The sequence below is a fragment of the Tunicatimonas pelagia genome (genome assembly GCF_030506325.1).
Lineage (GTDB): Bacteria > Bacteroidota > Bacteroidia > Cytophagales > Cyclobacteriaceae > Tunicatimonas > Tunicatimonas pelagia.
This window is the reverse complement of record NZ_CP120683.1, coordinates 6,638,583-6,655,891: the sequence shown is the minus strand read 5'-3', so window position 1 is coordinate 6,655,891 and position 17,309 is coordinate 6,638,583. Positions and strand designations below refer to the sequence as shown.

Genomic DNA, 17,309 nt, shown 5'->3' with positions numbered 1-17,309 from the left:
GGAGTTCGAAAAATGGAATAAGCGTAATACTAATGTCTCTTCACGAAAATGACAGTACTTTCTATTTATATTAAGCAGCTACCGACTCTAATATCCCGATTCCGGTTTCCGGTCTCCGGTTTCTGGTCTCCAAGTTTGACGCTTTTCTTGATAGGACAAATAATGCTCGTTGCCTGTAACTCTAATACAGATGCTAAAGAACCCGTCGCTACGGAGCCACTTCCTTTGGAGGAGGCGCAAGTGCAGAATGGGAAGGATGTGGCTACCGGACTTGCTGCCGGAGAAGGATTGAATACTGTAAAGAGTCATTGCCTGGCGTGTCATTCTAGTGCGCTAATTTTGCAAAACCGCTTTACCCGCGAAGGCTGGCATAAGAAAATCGTATGGATGCAGGAAACCCAAGGTCTCTGGGATTTGGGAGATAGCGAACCTATCATTCTGGATTACTTAGCGGCTAACTACGCTCCCGAAGAGTATCAGGGTCGACGAAAGCCCCTAGCGGATGTTGAGTGGTACGAGTTGGATTGATGATTGATAATGAATGAGTAATGGTTAATATCTGCTATCATTCGTCAATCTTTTGTAGTACTAAAATATAATCAGTTTCCGAAGGCGAAGCTGCTTCAATCATTCCGGTGGATGTTTTTAGCTGGGCATCAACGGTAGAATTATCGGAGGGGTTGAACCAGGTAGCTTCGTACTCAGCGTTGCTAGGATTGTAGAGTTTGAGGGTACTAGCGTGCGGGATGTAGGCCATTACAGTATTTTTATCAATTGATTGTACTACCGAAATGAAGTGGTTGTACTGCTCGTCGCCAGGTTGGTCTACCAAGAGTTCGTTAGCGGGACGGAGATTCCACCACTCGTACTGGTGTAGAAATTCAGCTAGGTAGCCAATCTGCAAGCTACCGGGGAGATTCATACTCTCCCGCCAAGTGCTTAGATTTTTGGGAGTGCCGTGGTTCAGAATGCTTTCGCCCTCTCGAATCCAGGGCCAGATAGCATTGGCTCCGTAGGTGATACCCGATATTGGCGTAGCGAACAAGCTCCAATAAGAAGCATTGCGTACATCTTCAGCATCAATAGTCGGGCGAATCTCTTCGTAATTAGGTTCTAGGTTAATTACCGGGCGAGCGGGTAAGTGCGGCCAACGGGTAGCAACTTCGCCTTTGTTAATCCAATCTACGGTGCCTTGCCCATCGGAGTGGCTCGACTGGTAGCCAACAATATCCAGCCAGTCTTCGGCAGCGTGGTTATCGCCAATCCAGAGCCGTCCGTGCGGGTGCTGGGCTACTAATCCGGGAGGATTATCGGCAAACACCCGGCGACCAATCTCTAGCCAACGCTGTTCGTATTCTCGGGCGTAGCGACCGTCGCCCCCTAACATCCACACTACCTGATTACCGCCGTAGCGGGCTACTTGGTACTTGGCTAGTATCACCGCCTCCTCCAGTGGTAAGCTGTAACCTGGGCTTAGGTACCGACCGGTTACCGAGGGCAAAGCCCACAGTAGCACCGGGGCAGCAATCAGCCCGTATTCATTCACTCGGTCAATCTTTCCGTCCATATGCTGATAAAACTCCGGGTTCACCCGAAGCTCATCAGAATACTCGTAAGCGGTTTGCCCCTCACTGTTCTGGTCGCCCCCGCGCCACTGGGTAGTGACGAGCTGAATCACATTGTAGTGATGATCTACCCGATGCTCAAGGTAAGTATCCCACTCTTCTTCGGTAGACTTTAACCCTCCGTTCCAGGCAGTGCAACCAATCCAGAGAAAAGGAGTGCCATCATGGTACGCCAGATGATAGGTTCCTTTCGGTTGAATAAGCGTACCGCGTTGGTAGAGTGCCAGATCACTATCATTGGCCTCACAGATGAAGCTTCCCTGCTGTGCGTGTAGTCCGGTATTGGCAGTATCAGAGCAGACGGTTTGGTACTGCCACTCCCCTATCTCATCCGGCGCAAAGCGTACCTTGAACGAAGTACCGCCATCCCAAAAACCGTTAATCTTTGTGGTTCGTCCGCTGGGAGCAGTGAACACGGCGTGAAAATCTTTCAGATCGTAAATGGGGTTGTCGTAAGTCTGAGAGCTCGTAAAGTTCTGCTCGAATTTCGCCCAGCGGGGCGTTGCCCTGATAGAAGTCTGGCTACTAGCGGTAAGCGTCAGAATAAAAAAGCAAGTAAGTAGGCAGTACGTTTTCATACAGGTTGTCTTAGTAAGTAATTGAAATTTGTAAAAACAGATATACGGAGACCGACAAACCTGGTTTAGTTAGAGCTTATCACGAACAACTGCTCATTCATTTCCCCGTTCTATCTGCTCATCTTTACCCACTGATATCAGATTGGTAAGTAGACGGTAGGCTCCGGGTACTCCGGCGGGTAGTTCACGAAAGAAAGAAATACCAGTGTAAATGTAGTGGCCTTTGCCGTAGGGGGCTACCAACAAACTTCCCTTCTTTTCTTCTTCCCCCGGATCATTCATGGAAAGAATTGGGGTAAATTTCTCATCCCACTCGTTGGGGAAGTACAACCCCCGCTCCTGCACCCAACCCTGAAAGTCATTGACAGTAATTTCGTTAGGAGTATTGAGCACCGGATGGCTGGGAGCCAGAATTCGTACCTCAGCAGTTTCGTCGGATACTCGGTCACGGGACATTTGCAAGGAATAGGGAGAAAAGTCTTGCATCACGAGGCGAGAACTGGTGTTGTACTGGGTAATTAAAGTTCCTCCCTGCTCTACATATTCTAATAACCGATCATTGCGGTAGCGCAACCAGTTTACCGTATTGTAGGCTCGAATTCCGATGATAATAGCATCAAAGTTTGATAAGTAGGGCATCCGAATATCTTCCTCCTCCAGCAAAGCCACTTCGTAGCCGATTTGCTTCAGAGCCTTGGGTACGTCATCTCCAGCTCCCATCACATAGCCAACCAGATTTCCTTCTTTCCGAATGTCCAGTTTCACCAAATTGGCGGTGGCGAGCGGCAGCAATGTTTGGGTGGGAATGTGCTCGTAGTCAATAGTTACCATACTCTGTTGGTAAGATTGTTCTTTGTACTCGGCCATTACCTGAACCTTTCCGGTACTCGCTCCGGTGGGTGGCGTCACGGTAAAGGTGAACTCCTGCTCTTGTCCTTTGAGGGCAATAGCGTAATTATACTGCGCCGGACTTACCGACCAACCCGAGGGAACCTTCAAAGATACATTGCCTTGAACATTCGAGTGCCCCGCTTCTACCGTGGCGGTAACCGTTTGTGACTCTGCCGAAGCAAACACGTAAACATTTTCTGGAAGGCTTACCAGCACCGGAGGAATAATCACGAAAGGCCGATACATCTCACCCTTGCGAGGATCGTTTCTCTTGTAAATAACCGGACTAGTAAGGTTTAATGCCTGTCCGTTTACCGTAAACGAAAAAGCTGCTTCTAAAGCGGGCGGGGTTTCATCGCGACCAATCAACATTTGATCATCTACTGAAAAAGTAAAACCGTCATTCTTCGCTCGAAGCCAGTACGGCTCGGTGTAAGGAAGACTATCCGGCAGTTTTACTTGTTTGTTGAACGCTACTAACGCATTGTCTTCTAGCGCATTACTAATCAAGGTATCATAACCAATCTGGGCTACTTCAATTTTGTTTAGCTGTACCTCAACTTGAGGATTTCGCTGAATTACTTCAAAATTAAGCGTGATGCTATCTCCCGGCGTAGCCGAATATTCAGCAATATCCGGTCGGGTTTGCGCTCCGCGAAACCGGCGAACTAAAGCGTTGGTACCGCTCCGCACTTCGGCGTATAGGCCCAGACAAGCCTGAATGACGGTAGTGAGTTCCTTCGCTTTTACTTGCTTCCAGTACCCTTCGGGCAGTTTGTTCAGAGCTTCGTAGGCCTGTAATAGCGTAGGTACAATAGCCGACGGCTGCTCAGGGTTGTAATTCTGGTAAGCTTGTTGAAGTAACTCTCCCACTACCGCACCGCCCTCTAAACGCGACCAACTAGTGGGAATATTATCCAACGGATGGTCTTTAGCCATTTTGCCCTTCACGTGGCGAAAGTATTCTACCCGCTGCCCCCGGACTCCGGTAGAACCAAATCCCTGTGATTCGTGCTTGCTACGGCTCAGAGAAGCAATCTCAGGTACCGATTTCCCAAGTAGCGGCAGATACACTCCCATATCTACTACCAACACAGAATCGTTAGCCGTAGCAATAGAATCAATTTTACTGGTAAACCAACTAGTTTCATTCAGCATCAACCGGGTGGGTTGCCAAGCTTCTACGTACTCCAGTTGATTAGAAAATTGATCAGGGTCACCAGCTAAATCAAAAGCTTCTGCAGCCAGAATACCGGAAGTAGTATGATGACCGTGCCCCGCTCGTGAATCGGGAGGAAAGCGAGTGATGATTACATCGGGACGGAACTGCCGAATCACCCACACCACATCCGAGAGAATTTTTTCTCGTTCCCAGAGTTTAAGGGTTTCATCAGAAGTTTTGGAGTAGCCAAAGTCAATGGCTCGGGTGAAGAATTGCTGGCTGCCGTCTACGCTACGAGCCTGAATAAGTTCCTGTGTCCGTACTACACCCAGTCGCTCACGAATTTCCGAACCAATGAGATTTTGCCCTCCGTCACCCCGAGTTAGGGACAAATAACCCGTATTTAGCAGCTCTACCTGCGACATATAACCAATCACTACTTGGTTCTCATCATCGGGATGAGCGGCTACGTACAAAGCGCTCCCTAGTACATTAAGTTTTTTTAGTGCTAGCTGAACCTCACTAGCTGATAGCTTTTTGGGTGCCTGAGCGAAAGAAGTGTTGAACAGAATACATAAACTGCCAATGCAGAAAAACAGAAAGCGAGGTATCATAATCACCGATTTTATGCCCGGTGAAGTTAGGAATTACGGCTCAAAAACCAATGTGTTTTGCGAACCAGTGTTCGCTTTAGCGATTATTCCGCATCTAGCCGTTCTACTCTTTTTACGTAAATGCCAGCGTGCACCTCTACTTTTTTATCAAACAGAGCATTTAGCAAATTAGAAAACTTTCTTTTGTTAGGATCTGGTAACACTATATCTATGCCTAGCCCAGTAGGTTTACCGGAACGTAACGTTTCCTCGGCGGCCTTGGTAAACAGTATTGCCGATGGGGTATGGTCTTCGGTATACACGCGCCGATACGCCAAGTAGTCAAAATAACGGTCAACTTCTTCGTGATGTTGCAAATGGCTTTCTGAGGCTTTTTCGGCCCAGGGCATAGGAAAGTTGATATGGCCCCGATCGGCACTAAAAATATCGTAGTAGATAAACCTCCCCCCCGGCTTCAGTACGCGTTGTGCCTCAGCAAAAAACTGAGTTTTATCAGCAATGTTTATTAGAATATGTTGGGTCCAAACAATGCTAAACGAAGCATCTTCAAAAGGTAGTTGAAGGGCATCTGCTTCCTGAAAAGACACCTTCTGGGTTAGCCCGATCATCTTAGTTAATGCCTGAGCTGTTTGGATGAATTCGGGGGTGTAATCAACCCCCACTACCGAACAATCAAACTTATCAGCCAGCATTCGGCAGGGGCCACCGATACCACATCCTACGTCTAATATTTTGCTCCGGTTACTAATGTTTAGCTTATCTGCGAGATACTCCGATACGGCACCTCCTTGCAAATGCAGCTCATCCATATTCGTAATATCTTGCCGTGTGATTTTCTTTTCTCGCAGCCCCATCTCTCGAAGTTTAGCTAAAATATTCTCTAGTAGCCGGGGCTGGCTATAGATAGTTTTCTTTGATCCCATACATTATTTTCACTTTGGGTTACGCTTACCCAAGTAGTATCCTTACATTTTTCGTTACCAGTTTTGTGTTATTACTTGTAAAGGTGACTAAGCCTGTGGTTCGACTTCGGGGTGTCCCTTTATCATGATGAAGTGAATTTATTTAGAAACTAAATAAATCAATCCCCTTTTCTTAATTATTCACAATACTTCTACCGTTCGGTGTAAACCTACTATGCATTTATGTAAATAACTATACTTCGTCACAAATTATACAGCAGCTAAGCCAAATAAATCCATAAAAGCCCGAGCCAGACTATGCTTACCCATCTTCAATAGCTCCCTATAAGCATAGGTTGAGTACCATACTTCACTCAGATAAGCTACTACTGATCAGGATTAGCGTAAGGATTATTAACTAAAGTAGTACTATCACCTTGCTTTTGTGCTAACTGGCGAACGAAAAAAATCTTTTGGTCAGGGTTATTAGAATTAATTGCTTCCAAATAGGTTTGAGCAACCCGCTTTAGGCTACGGGGCCGTAGATGAAGCTCATCGTGCCAGTCTTCATCCCGAGCGTAACCTCGGCAATCGATATGGTGAACACCTCGGCCGAAAACCGGATCAAGCACAACCTTCACCATCATCTCATTAAACAGGTGGATCATAGCAAAGCTGATTGCCCGCTGATCCTCGGCATTGCGAATTCCCCGTAGTAGCATGGGTTCTTTAAAATGTTGTCCGTTGCCACCCACTAGGTTAATTAGCGTTTTAACCACTCCCGGTCCGCGCTGAAAAGAAGGTACCGTGTAATCATAACCATGCGTAATAATCTTTAAATCAAAGAATTTCTTCCGTAACTGCTTAATAAGATACTTATAGCTTAGCTCCAAAACAGCGAGTAGTACGAAATATTCTTTAGTGAGAAATGACATACCTCGAATCAGCGTTTGCTGCTGCCTGCTACTCAAGTCTCCTTTTATCAGCACGTTCCGAATAAGCGGATGCGCGTACATATACTCTTCGGTTACGTACTTGCTATGCTGGTCTACCATCAATGCTACCCGACGGCCGTTTACCAACTCAATGCCGCCGGCACTGAGCAAGAACACTTCAGGACGAATTAGGGAAAGCTCAGTAATATATTCTCGTTCCTCAAGCATATTGGTCAGAAAATCTCCCCCACGGGCAATACTATAAATGGCGTACTGATCTTTTCCCAGATCACTGAGCCAGTCAATTACGTCGTATACCACTGGATGTTCAAACCAGGAATCGCCCTCGGCAACAATTCGCTTTACATTGGCTCCCGAACGAATAGTGCGAAAAAATGCTTTGTTACGCCTACGCTGGCTAATGTTATTCAATGTGTTAAGATAGCCAACATTGGCATTATCAAACTTAAAGTCATCGTTTTGATCAAAGATGCGAAGCATTAGTTTTCGCAGATCGGCAGTACTAATTGGCTCATCGCTCCGAAACGGTTTATCACCTTCTGACTTGGATACGTTTAACAAAGTAAACATCTGTTCCTGACTAACTTCTTCAGGAGCTTGCATGAAGGTTTCCAGGATGTTGGTAACAAATTCTGTTTCGGTGTGACCAGGCAAAGGTTGTCGGGACATAGTTGGATAATTAGGTTTGGTAGTTAGTCAAACTTAGGTGGCAAATTGTCATAAAAGGTACGTAATATTATTTGTAAATTGCGGTCTAACTTCCACCTTCATGAATAATCTAACCCCGCCTGCTCCCATCATTGATAAGCTCGCTTGGATATTGCTCCGAGATCAAAAGATTTTGATGGCCCGTAGCCACAACAAAGACACATTTTACATTCCGGGCGGTAAGCGAGAAGTCGGCGAGAGCGATGCCCAAGCCTTAACTCGGGAGATTAAAGAAGAATTGAACGTTACTTTAGTTCCAGCATCACTCAAGTTAGTAGGCACGTTTCAAGCCCAAGCACACGGGCAACCGAAAGGAGTAGAAGTACGGATGACGTGCTATACTGCCGACTACCAAGGCACATTAGAAGCGGCCGCAGAAATTGCGGAGATTGAGTGGTTTACTCATGCTCAACTACCGGAAGTTGGCCCGGTCGATCAGATTATTTTTAGCTGGCTCTACGAGCGAGAATTGATAGCCAATTAGGACGGCTAATTCGGTATTTCTGAAAAATTTTAGCGTCATCTTATGGAATATCACTCGTACTGGCATCCTGAGAGTAAACGATCTTATGAGACGGCTTTTACTCGGACTACTTATTGGCGGATACCAAACTATTGCTCAGGAAATACCTACTACTGAATTGAACACCTTAGTTAAGGAAGTAACTGTATTTCTTCAAGGAGCGCATATTTCTCGCGCAGGTGCTACTGAGCTTCAAGCCGGCACTTCTACCGTAACCGTAAAATCGCTTTCGCCTTACCTGGATAGTAAAAGTATTCAGGTGAGAGCCAAGGGTGATTTTACGATTCTCTCTGTTAACCACGCCTTCAATTTTCTGGATAAACAGCAACGCAACCGAGAAGGTGATCGCTTGCAACAACTGATTGACTCGGCAGAAGTTAAAATTGCTCAATACCAAGCCCGATTGGCTATTTTAAGTGAAAAGAAAAGTCTGCTACACGAAAACAAATACTTGGGTAGTGATGAATCAGGAGTTTCGCTCACGCAACTAAAGCAGGCGATTATATTTTTCGATGAAGCCCTTTCGGCTATTAAATCAGAAGAATTGAACATCAGGCAGACAGTTGAGAAGTTGGAAGAGCAGAAGACTACCATTGAGCAGCAAATTGCCGACATTTCCCGACAAGCCGATTTTCCCGATAGTGAGGTTCAGATTAAGGTAGCAGCTAAGCAACCTACGCAAGCAGCATTTGTGATTACCTATTTAGTAGAAAACGCGGGATGGTACCCCACCTACGATGTACGAGTAGAAAGTGTTGACCAGCCCCTACTACTTGATTACAAAGCTGATGTTTATCAGCGTACCGGAGTTGATTGGAATGACGTAAAACTATATTTTTCTAACGCTACCCCTAATCAAAGTAGTACTGTACCTACACTAACGACTTGGCGACTAAACTACACCCGAAACACCGTATACCGTCGCCCTAACCTGTACGGAAAACCGGGTCAGACAATCAGTGGGACTGTATTCTCTAGCGATGACAAACAACCTTTACCCGGCGTTAATGTATTGGTGAAAGAAAGCACCTTTGGTACAGTTACCGATCTGAGAGGTGATTATAGCTTAACTTTACCCAATGGGGCCAGCACGTTGGTTTTTTCCTCCATTGGCTACGCTACCCGGGAAATTGGGGTTAATAAAGCCGAAATTGATGTGATAATGCAACCAGATATTGCTGCACTTACCGAAGTGGTTACCGTAGGATACGGAGCATCACAGGATTTACAAGGCCAGGTAGCCGGAGTGCAAATTCGGGGTGTTTCGCGAAAGGCTGAAGCTGAACCAGTGATTACAACTACTGTGGAAAACCAAACAACTGTGGCGTTTGAGGTGGCTACCCCCTACTCCATTCGTTCCGATGGCGAAAAGCAATCTATCACACTGAAGCAATACGATATCGAGGCCAAGTACGAGTATTTTGCCGTACCCAAGCTGGATAAAGATGCGTTTCTGGTAGCCCACGTGGTTGGTTGGGATCAGTATCACTTATTGGAAGGCGAAGCGAATTTATATTTTGAAGATACCTACGTGGGTCGCTCAGTACTAGACGCTCGCGCTCTGAAAGATACCATCAGTATTTCATTGGGGCGGGATAGAAATATTGTAGTAGGGCGAACGCAAGTTGAGGATTATACCCAGCGCAGAATTTTAGGAGCTAATAAAATTGAGAGCCAAGCCTTCGAGATATTGGTGAGAAACAAGAAATCGCAATCCATTGAGCTTACAGTGCGCGACCAGCTACCTCTAGCGGTGATAAGCACTATTTCCGTAGAACCGACTCAGCTTTCGGGAGGCATACTCAACGAAAAATCTGGACAAGTCACTTGGCGACTCTCCCTTCCCCCGCAGACTCAACAAAAACGCACTTTTGGTTACGAAGTGAAGTACCCTAAAAAAGAAACCGTCCCCCTAGACTACTGATTAACTACGAGTGGCTCTTTTTAGCGGATAATAAACCGCCGAACGGCAAGATTTTCTTCACTACTATCGATTCGAAGTACATAAAGCCCGGAATTCAGCTCAGAAACAGTCAGCTCGGTTGCTTCCGTAAATATATCTTGCTGAAGAATTTGTCCCGCCGAATTTATAAGCTGATAGTGATACTGTTGAGCTGGTTTACCAACCACTTGCAGATACGATTGCGCCGGATTGGGGTACAGACTGACCGCAATTTCGCTAAAATTATTGTTTGGCAGGGTAGTGATTATTTCTTCAAAGGCAGTGGGGTCCAGAACCTCTACGGTGTCTTCATTCGTAAGCTGAATGTTATCAAACCACAGTTGAGCACTGCCAAAATCCTGGCGTTCGGCTACAATCTCCAGGCGATCTATCGCCGACCAATCAAACTTGCCTTCGGGCTCGTGCCACTCACCATCCCAGGCACCCTGCTCAACGAAGCTTTCGAGCGGAATACGGACTACGTGCCAAAAGCGATCAAACGAAGCAACGTCTTCACCAACAGTCGTTCCCATACGCCAAGGCAAATCATTCGCACCATTATCTGTGTCCAGCCAACGAATGTCAAACCGAAGCGAGGGATCAGTACCCCTAATCAGAAAGCTGAGCGTATAATCTTCATTTACTAACCGCGATAAATCTTTATTAGGGGCAAAATTGAAAGAGATTGTACTATACTGTTGGGCTTCAGTCCAATACAAGCAATATTGCCCGTTGTTGGGCTGGTCGGTGGTGTACAAATTTACTTGTCCATCTACAGGACTGCTTACAGTAATTCTCTCGCCCACAAAATCATTGTAAACAACAAAACCAGTACTATCGGGACGAAGCTGGTACTCAGTTTGATCTGGAACCGTAAAGCCCAGCGCTTGGAGCAGATCTGTGTTTAGATCATGCTCGAACAGCCCGTTACCTCCCTCTTCAAATAAGCCAAACCCACCGTGATAGTCCCAAATTGTCCAGGAGATACCTGATTCTTCTAATGCCTGTTGTACCGTCTCGTACCACAATACCCGGGAACGCTCGTCGCTGTTGGGAATATACACCCCAAACTCACCACAAAATACCGGAACCTGCCGCTCCTCTTGAAATTTAGCGGCGACCTCCACCAACGAGCGCACCTGAGTAACAAACCCTTCCTGATCGTAGTCATTAAAAGCCGATTCAATCCAAGTTTCTCGTAGCTCGGCCGGAAACTCCGGCATTTCCCCTGCCTGATATGGAAAAGGAACGTCTTGTAGAGGCTGCATTGAAGGGGTCGTCCAACTTGCTCCTTGGTGGGTGAAGATAAACGGATCATAGAAGTGAAAAGTGTAGATGAGGTTATCATCTTCGTACACCGGCATCTCGTTGAGGCTATTGTAACTGTTAAAATTAGTGGGGCCAACAATAATAGTATGTTTAGTATCAACCGCTCGAATAGCTTGTATTACCTCGCCCTGAATAGCATTCCAGACGTCACCGGCAATACCATGAGGTTCGTTTAGCACTTCGTAGTACAGCTTCTCAGACCGATTCTGGTAACGAGCCGCCAATTGGGGCCATACTTTCTTTAAAATTTCTCCTACTGCCGGATCGGTACTTTCCGCAGGATCGAAGGTGTGGTTATCTAAAATCAGGTGTAAATCCAGCTCTTCAGCCCAGTCAACTACCGGATCAAGAAAGTTGTAAAATAGCGGATCAACTACGTAGTTGGGTGCTCCGTTGGTCATGTAGTGAAGATTGATTGGCAAACGAATTACATCACAGCCTAAGCTTTTAATTTGCTCAAAATCTTGTTTAGTATACCGGGTAAACTGTACTTGCTGGGCACTTCCGGCCTGAAACCAGCCAGTAAGATTAATGCCTCGGTTAAAGGGGGTTTCTTGTGCCTGAGCAGACACTGTGGAGATAAAACCGAGTAACAACAACCAAAAAGAACGATACTTTCTCATAGGGTAGGATGTGTCAGTGCAGAAAGATAAAAATTTATTGCCTAACTCGCTAACTTGAGTTAATAGTGTAATTATCGAGGCCTGATGATAGTTTTATTAGCTTTTCATTGGAGGGATTACATTATCGAGATAGTTTAATACCCTGCCGACGCGGGAATTGCCCCGTCGGAACAATTTGACACCCTACCGACACGGGAATTTGACTATCAAACGCATCCGATACCTTCCTAACACGGGAGGCTGGCTATCAGACATGTCCGATACGGCACTTCCCGTGTTGTCAGCCTATCGGATACAATTGATTTGTTACTAACACTGTTAGCTGGTAATTGCAGTTTTTACGGAAGAGCTTACAATGTTATACTAGAAGCCGCGCTAATCAGCCACGCCTTCTCATCTTTTTTACGGTTCATATTTGCTACCAAATTGATAACTTTCACCTAAGTTCTTGGTTATATGATTGAACGAATTCGGTAGTGAAGATGAAGCAAACAACTACGAACACCTATCGCTCAACCGTAGGCAAGTTTACGTTTATCGTTATTATATTATTAATTGCAACGTTAGCTTTGTCGCAGTACTTTTTTTTGAGTGATGCTGTTGGGGCTATCGTAACCACGGCAACGGCAGTTCTCGCTTTATCTATTCTGTACTTTAACCTTAGGTATCAAATTACCGACCGTTCCTTAATAATTTCGTCATTATTCTCTAAGAAAGAGATTGACATTTTTCAAATTAGCAGTGTTCGTTGGGTACGAAGTTTTTATAACCAGCCTAATGTATACAGCTTTTCTGAAGTACGCTTACGGGTAGTGTACAGCTACGGTCAGTACGTGGATATTTCCCCGAAGCACACTGAGGAGTTCATTGAAACACTGCTAGCTGTTAACCCAACGATACAGCTACGAAAAGAAGCCATAATGCAGGAGTAGTTCTTTCAATGACTGATTACTCGCTTGTTGTCGGAGACCGGAGACCGGAGACCGGAGACCGGAAGTTATTTTTGATGCGTTGTTTTTCCAAACTTGAACATCGTAAATTTGCTAATTGCTCATTGCTCATTGCTCATTGCTCATTGCTCATGCTTCCCAGCTAGCTTGAATCTGGCTACCGTGCTGGCGGTCGCGAGTAATGGTGAGGTACACGTCGATTTCGTGTTGCATATCTTCCACGTGGGAGATAATGCCCACAATCCGGTTTTCTTTACGAAGCGATTTCAGCGTGTCGAACACCACTCGTAATGATTCCCTATCCAGCGAACCAAAACCTTCATCCAAGAAGAAAAAACTTTGCTCCGCCTGGTTGAGCGACTTTACATTTTCGGCTAAGGCCAACGCCAAACAGAGTGATGCCTGAAAAGTCTGCCCACCCGATAGGGTTTTTAACAGGCGGGTTTTACCATCGTTAAGATAATCGCGTACCACAAACTCATTTTCCTCATTTAGTTCCAGGCTTAGACTATTCTGTGTTAGCTTCATAAACCGTTGGTTAGCCGCTAAGCACAGATTCTCCAGCAATACAGTAGAAGCGTACTTCACAAAGCCACTACCGCGAAACAAGCTTGCCAGCTCTTTTAGGTTGCTTTCCCGCAATTGCTGTTGAGCCAGCTCCTGCTGAATAGTTTGAGTTCGCGCCCGCTTGCTCTGCCAATCGCGAATCTGCTGCCGCAACAAAGCGCACTGCTCCTGCTGCTGCCGCACTTCCAGGGTGAGAGACTGGGCTTTTAGTTGAAGCTGCCGGTGTTCCTGCGGGTCGTACTGCTGCCCCTGCAATTCGGCTTGTAGTTTATGAAGCGTAACTTCTGCATTGTGGCGACGGTTGCGGTAGGTTAGAATTACCTGATTCTCAGCATCAATATCAAGTTCCAAGTCGATAAGCTTTCTGATCTCCCCCAGATTATCAAATTCTTTTTCGGTGCATAACGCCTGAATTTCTTCGTTTAATGACTCGGCCTTTTGAGATAGTTTTTGCTGGTTTTCCTGCAAAGCTTCGTATCTTCCTTCCAGCAACCCTAAAGCATTTTGGTACTCCTGAAGCGTTTGCTGCGCTTGCTCGTATTGTTGCTCAATATTAGTTAGCTGAGTTTGCTTTTGATGGCATGTTTTCTGCATTTTATCCACCGCAGTATCCTGAAAATCGCTAATTTGGTAGACTTGTAGCATAGATTGCCGCTGCTCTTCGGTAGCTTGCAGGCTAGTTTGCTGTTGTAGCAGTGTTTGCTGTTGGCTTCGCTGATGCTCCAATTTCTGCTGTAATTCTTTCAGCTTTTTCTGACCCTGTTGGCGCATCTGCTGCCACTGCTGCGCCTTTTGTTGCTCCCGATATTTAATCTCTAACTGACGGTTGATTTCTTCCCCACTCAGGCTTTTGAACTCCGGCCAGTGATGCAAGGCTTCGTGCTTAGCTTGCTTTTCGCCCAATTCTTTCGCCCGTTTTTGCTCCTGCCCTAGCATCTTTCGTACGGCTTCATCCTGAGAGGATAGCTGCTGAATATCGCGCTGAAGCTCACGAAAACTGGTTTCTTTTCTTCTCAGTTCCGCTAGTTCTTCCTGCTTATCGCTCAGTGCTTTTTTCACCGATGGGCTATGGATAATCCGAGGGTGCTCAGTAGAACCACACAACATGCATGGTTGACCGGGAGTAAGCTGGCTGGCGGCTTGGGTTAAGCGTTCTTGTAATCGTAATTCGCTCAGCTCCTTATTGGCGGTATCTTGCTGCTGATGCAAGTTTGTTTGAAATTGAGCAAAATCATCATTCAACGTATCCGGTTGACTACTTTCGGGCCAGCCGTGAGCCGTCAGTATACTTTCATACTTCTCTGCTAAGGCGGAGAGCTGTTGTTCGTACTGATACACTTGCTTGGCAACGCTTTGCTGTTCTGCTACGAGCTCCTCTCGTCGCTGCACCCAGTTTGCTACTTCCTTAAGTACCAACCACTGATTACGCTCATCTTCAGCGGCCAATAGCTGATTTTCATACTCTTCTAGTTGAGCCTGCTGCTCAGTTATTGACCGTTCCAGTGCTCTTTGCTGCTGTTCAATTTGAGTAAGGCTGTCGGTCAGTTGTTGCCGACGAGGTTGCGCTTTTTTGATTTCGATCAAGTGTAGTAAGTCCTGGCACTGCTGGTGAATTTGCTCTCGTTGCTCGTACGCTTCTTTCTTTTGGACTACTTCCTGGTTAAGTTGTTCCGTTTTTTTGCTCCCTACCTCAATGCGACCTTTCAACGTATCAAGCTCTTGCTGAGCCTGCTGAGCCTCAACCGTTGTATCCTCTAGTAAGCGAAACTTCTCATTGAAAAAGGTTTCCGCTTTGGTATACGCTCGCAGTTGTTTTTCTTTGTCATTGAAGTGCTCAGACTGGGCGGTTAGCTGCTTTAGCTCAGTATCGGTATCGTCAATTTTATCCAACAGTTTTTTTAGTGCATCTAATTTCTGGCACTGCTGATCTAACTGGATTGCTAACTGCTGCTTTCGTAAAAGTTCAGCTTCGGCTGTCTTCAGCACCTGCTGCTGCTCAATAATATCTTCTTCCGAAATTTGCCCAATCTCCAGTAACCGCGCCTGCAAATCAGTAATTGCCGTTTCGGTTTTTCGTAGCAGTAAGCCGGTTTTTGCGCCCAAATCAAAACGATGCAGTTGGAATAAATCCTTGAGCATTTGAGTGCGGACATTCGGTCGCTGATCGATAAACTCCCGGAATTTTCCCTGCGGAATAATCACGGTCTGCATAAAATTTTCGTAGGTTATGCCCAGCAACTGGGCAGCGTCACCATTGGGTAGTGGAACCCACTGATCGTCTTTCCACTCATAGAAGCCCCGATCTTTTACCTCCACTTTCTCGAAGTCCCGCTTTTTGCGCTGAGCACTAAAATACGCCCGATACTTGGTATTGCTTTTAGCGTTAGCCCGAAAGGTAAAGTCAATCTCTAGTTTAGTAGATTGAAGATTCAGCATGTTGTAGTAACGGTTATCACCCGATTTATTAAGCCGATCGCTACGGTCAAATAGCACAAACATAATAGCTTCCAGAATGCTGGATTTTCCACTGCCTACCGAACCAAAAATACCGAACAGCTGAGCCGCCATCAGCTTCTCAAAGTCGATAGATTGCTTTTTCTGATAGGAGTATAATCCGCTAAACGTAAGATGAACCGGAATCATAGATAGGTTAAGACGTAGTTGTTTCTGTGCTAGCTAAATTTCATCAACTTCTATTACCTCCTGAAGCAGAGCAACTAGTTCAGTGTTGGGTTGTTGCCCTCGCTTATGCTCAAAGTAGCGAGAAAATAGCGAGGGCAAATTATCCTGAAGGTTTATTTTTGGTTTATCCTCTACCTCCGTTTTTGGACGAACAATTTCAGGAATAATACTAACAATGCCGGAATGCGCTGTGTACAGGGCTTTCTTTGTTTTGGCATCAATGTAGGTATCGCTTACTAGCGTTAATTCTATAAATGTGTTCGGGTGAGCCTCTAGCCAGTTAAGGGCTTCGTCGATCTGAGAGAAACGTTTTCGAATGAGTGGCCTGCCCTGGGTCAATGCCACAGGAGTTACTTTCGCTGTGGTTCCAGGCGATACTTCTACCAATGTTACGCACTTGGTTTGTCCCGCTTCACTGAAACTGTAGCTGAGGGGCGTTCCGCTGTATACGATGGGGCAAGGAAATTTACCTACTGTATGATGGCGGTGCAGATGACCCAACGCCACGTACTGTACTTGCTCGGGAAAGGTATCCGGGTGAACGGCAGAAATTCCACCAATATGAAGCACTGGCTTTTCGTCTTCCGGCTCTTCGGGAGCTGGTTCACCGGGCGCAGCGGCGTATAGATGAGCCATTAATATATTTACTCCTTGGTCGTTGCAATGCTGTTCGCCCAACTCACTCCAGTGCTGTTTTAAGACTTCTCGTAGTGCTTCACTCTTTTTTGTACCCAAATGGCGCTTTAACGTTAGTTCGTTGGCGTAAGGAGTAGACAGCAATCGGAGCGGATAATCCCGGCAGGAAAGACGAATTTCTAAAAAACCCGGTGAAGACTGAACCACTTCTACGCCCCCTTCGGTACGGAAGAGCGGTACCTGATTATTGGGGCGACCCTGAAATATGATACCACAGCTACGGGCTAACAGATCAGTAGAATCCACCCGATCGGGTGAGTCATGATTACCGGCAATGGCCACTACGGCTCGTCTGCCGCCATCCGATAGGCGATGAACGGTTCGGTACAGTAGCTCTGCCGCATCATTTCCTGGGTGGAAAGTATCGAACAGGTCTCCTGCAATCAGCACCACATCTACCTCTTCCCGCTCACTGATCTGGCAAATTTCGTCTAATACCAATTCTTGCTCCGGCAAACGGGAATATTCTCCCAGTCGCTTTCCCAAATGCCAATCAGCCGTGTGTAGAATCTTCATGGGCTAAAAGTAGGAAAACGATTCGGCGTGACCAAGCCAAAAAAA

The 17,309-nt window shown here is 46.1% G+C and carries 11 protein-coding genes; 4 read left to right on the top strand and 7 right to left on the bottom strand.

From position 1 onward, the window contains the following. Window positions 1-162: 162 nt before the first annotated feature. Window positions 163-528 (top strand): hypothetical protein, encoded by a 366-nt coding sequence (locus tag P0M28_RS28380; protein ID WP_302206883.1) that lies wholly within the window; start codon window positions 163-165, stop codon window positions 526-528. Window positions 529-565: 37 nt separating this feature from the next. Here the strand turns inward: P0M28_RS28380 and P0M28_RS28375 are convergent, their stop codons facing one another. The 4 genes from P0M28_RS28375 to P0M28_RS28360 all read right to left on the bottom strand — a co-directional run bounded on the left by P0M28_RS28375 (window position 566) and on the right by P0M28_RS28360 (window position 7,397). After that, window positions 566-2,203, bottom strand: coding sequence for a glycoside hydrolase family 140 protein (locus P0M28_RS28375; RefSeq protein ID WP_302206882.1), 1,638 nt, complete (start codon window positions 2,201-2,203; stop codon window positions 566-568). Between the two features lie 93 nt (window positions 2,204-2,296). Next, a complete protein-coding gene (locus P0M28_RS28370; RefSeq protein WP_302206881.1) occupies window positions 2,297-4,870 on the bottom strand; it encodes a PIG-L family deacetylase in 2,574 nt (857 codons plus the stop codon). A gap of 83 nt (window positions 4,871-4,953) precedes the next feature. Beyond that, window positions 4,954-5,793: a class I SAM-dependent methyltransferase gene (locus P0M28_RS28365; protein WP_302206880.1), complete on the bottom strand. Its 840-nt coding sequence runs from the start codon at window positions 5,791-5,793 to the stop codon at window positions 4,954-4,956. Window positions 5,794-6,158: 365 nt separating this feature from the next. After that, window positions 6,159-7,397 (bottom strand): hypothetical protein, encoded by a 1,239-nt coding sequence (locus P0M28_RS28360; protein ID WP_302206879.1) that lies wholly within the window; start codon window positions 7,395-7,397, stop codon window positions 6,159-6,161. Window positions 7,398-7,497: 100 nt separating this feature from the next. Here P0M28_RS28360 and P0M28_RS28355 point away from each other — a divergent pair, with 100 nt between their 5' ends. Both P0M28_RS28355 and P0M28_RS28350 read left to right on the top strand, forming a co-directional pair. Beyond that, window positions 7,498-7,920, top strand: coding sequence for an NUDIX hydrolase (locus tag P0M28_RS28355; protein WP_302206878.1), 423 nt, complete (start codon window positions 7,498-7,500; stop codon window positions 7,918-7,920). 85 nt (window positions 7,921-8,005) lie between these two features. Beyond that, a complete protein-coding gene (locus P0M28_RS28350) occupies window positions 8,006-9,883 on the top strand; it encodes a mucoidy inhibitor MuiA family protein (RefSeq protein ID WP_302206877.1) in 1,878 nt (625 codons plus the stop codon). Window positions 9,884-9,903: 20 nt separating this feature from the next. Here P0M28_RS28350 and P0M28_RS28345 read toward each other — a convergent pair whose 3' ends face one another. Further along, entirely contained in the window at window positions 9,904-11,853 is a 1,950-nt protein-coding gene (locus tag P0M28_RS28345) for a cellulase family glycosylhydrolase (protein WP_302206876.1), read from the bottom strand. A 482-nt stretch (window positions 11,854-12,335) separates the two neighbouring features. Between P0M28_RS28345 and P0M28_RS28340 the strand changes: the two genes are divergently transcribed. Further along, entirely contained in the window at window positions 12,336-12,785 is a 450-nt protein-coding gene (locus P0M28_RS28340; protein WP_302206875.1) for a PH domain-containing protein, read from the top strand. A 147-nt stretch (window positions 12,786-12,932) separates the two neighbouring features. Here the strand turns inward: P0M28_RS28340 and P0M28_RS28335 are convergent, their stop codons facing one another. Then, window positions 12,933-16,013: an SbcC/MukB-like Walker B domain-containing protein gene (locus P0M28_RS28335; protein ID WP_302206874.1), complete on the bottom strand. Its 3,081-nt coding sequence runs from the start codon at window positions 16,011-16,013 to the stop codon at window positions 12,933-12,935. A 33-nt stretch (window positions 16,014-16,046) separates the two neighbouring features. Next, a complete protein-coding gene (locus tag P0M28_RS28330) occupies window positions 16,047-17,264 on the bottom strand; it encodes a metallophosphoesterase family protein (RefSeq protein WP_302206873.1) in 1,218 nt (405 codons plus the stop codon). Window positions 17,265-17,309 lie beyond the last annotated feature (45 nt).

Coding starts and splice junctions, on each gene's coding strand:
- P0M28_RS28355 (WP_302206878.1), top strand. CDS start 7,498: ATGAATAATCTAACCCCGCCTGCTCCCATCATTGATAAGCTCGCTTGG.
- P0M28_RS28350 (WP_302206877.1), top strand. CDS start 8,006: ATGAGACGGCTTTTACTCGGACTACTTATTGGCGGATACCAAACTATT.
- P0M28_RS28365 (WP_302206880.1), bottom strand. CDS start 5,793: ATGGGATCAAAGAAAACTATCTATAGCCAGCCCCGGCTACTAGAGAAT.
- P0M28_RS28375 (WP_302206882.1), bottom strand. CDS start 2,203: ATGAAAACGTACTGCCTACTTACTTGCTTTTTTATTCTGACGCTTACC.
- P0M28_RS28330 (WP_302206873.1), bottom strand. CDS start 17,264: ATGAAGATTCTACACACGGCTGATTGGCATTTGGGAAAGCGACTGGGA.
- P0M28_RS28340 (WP_302206875.1), top strand. CDS start 12,336: ATGAAGCAAACAACTACGAACACCTATCGCTCAACCGTAGGCAAGTTT.
- P0M28_RS28360 (WP_302206879.1), bottom strand. CDS start 7,397: ATGTCCCGACAACCTTTGCCTGGTCACACCGAAACAGAATTTGTTACC.
- P0M28_RS28335 (WP_302206874.1), bottom strand. CDS start 16,013: ATGATTCCGGTTCATCTTACGTTTAGCGGATTATACTCCTATCAGAAA.
- P0M28_RS28370 (WP_302206881.1), bottom strand. CDS start 4,870: ATGATACCTCGCTTTCTGTTTTTCTGCATTGGCAGTTTATGTATTCTG.
- P0M28_RS28380 (WP_302206883.1), top strand. CDS start 163: ATGCTCGTTGCCTGTAACTCTAATACAGATGCTAAAGAACCCGTCGCT.
- P0M28_RS28345 (WP_302206876.1), bottom strand. CDS start 11,853: ATGAGAAAGTATCGTTCTTTTTGGTTGTTGTTACTCGGTTTTATCTCC.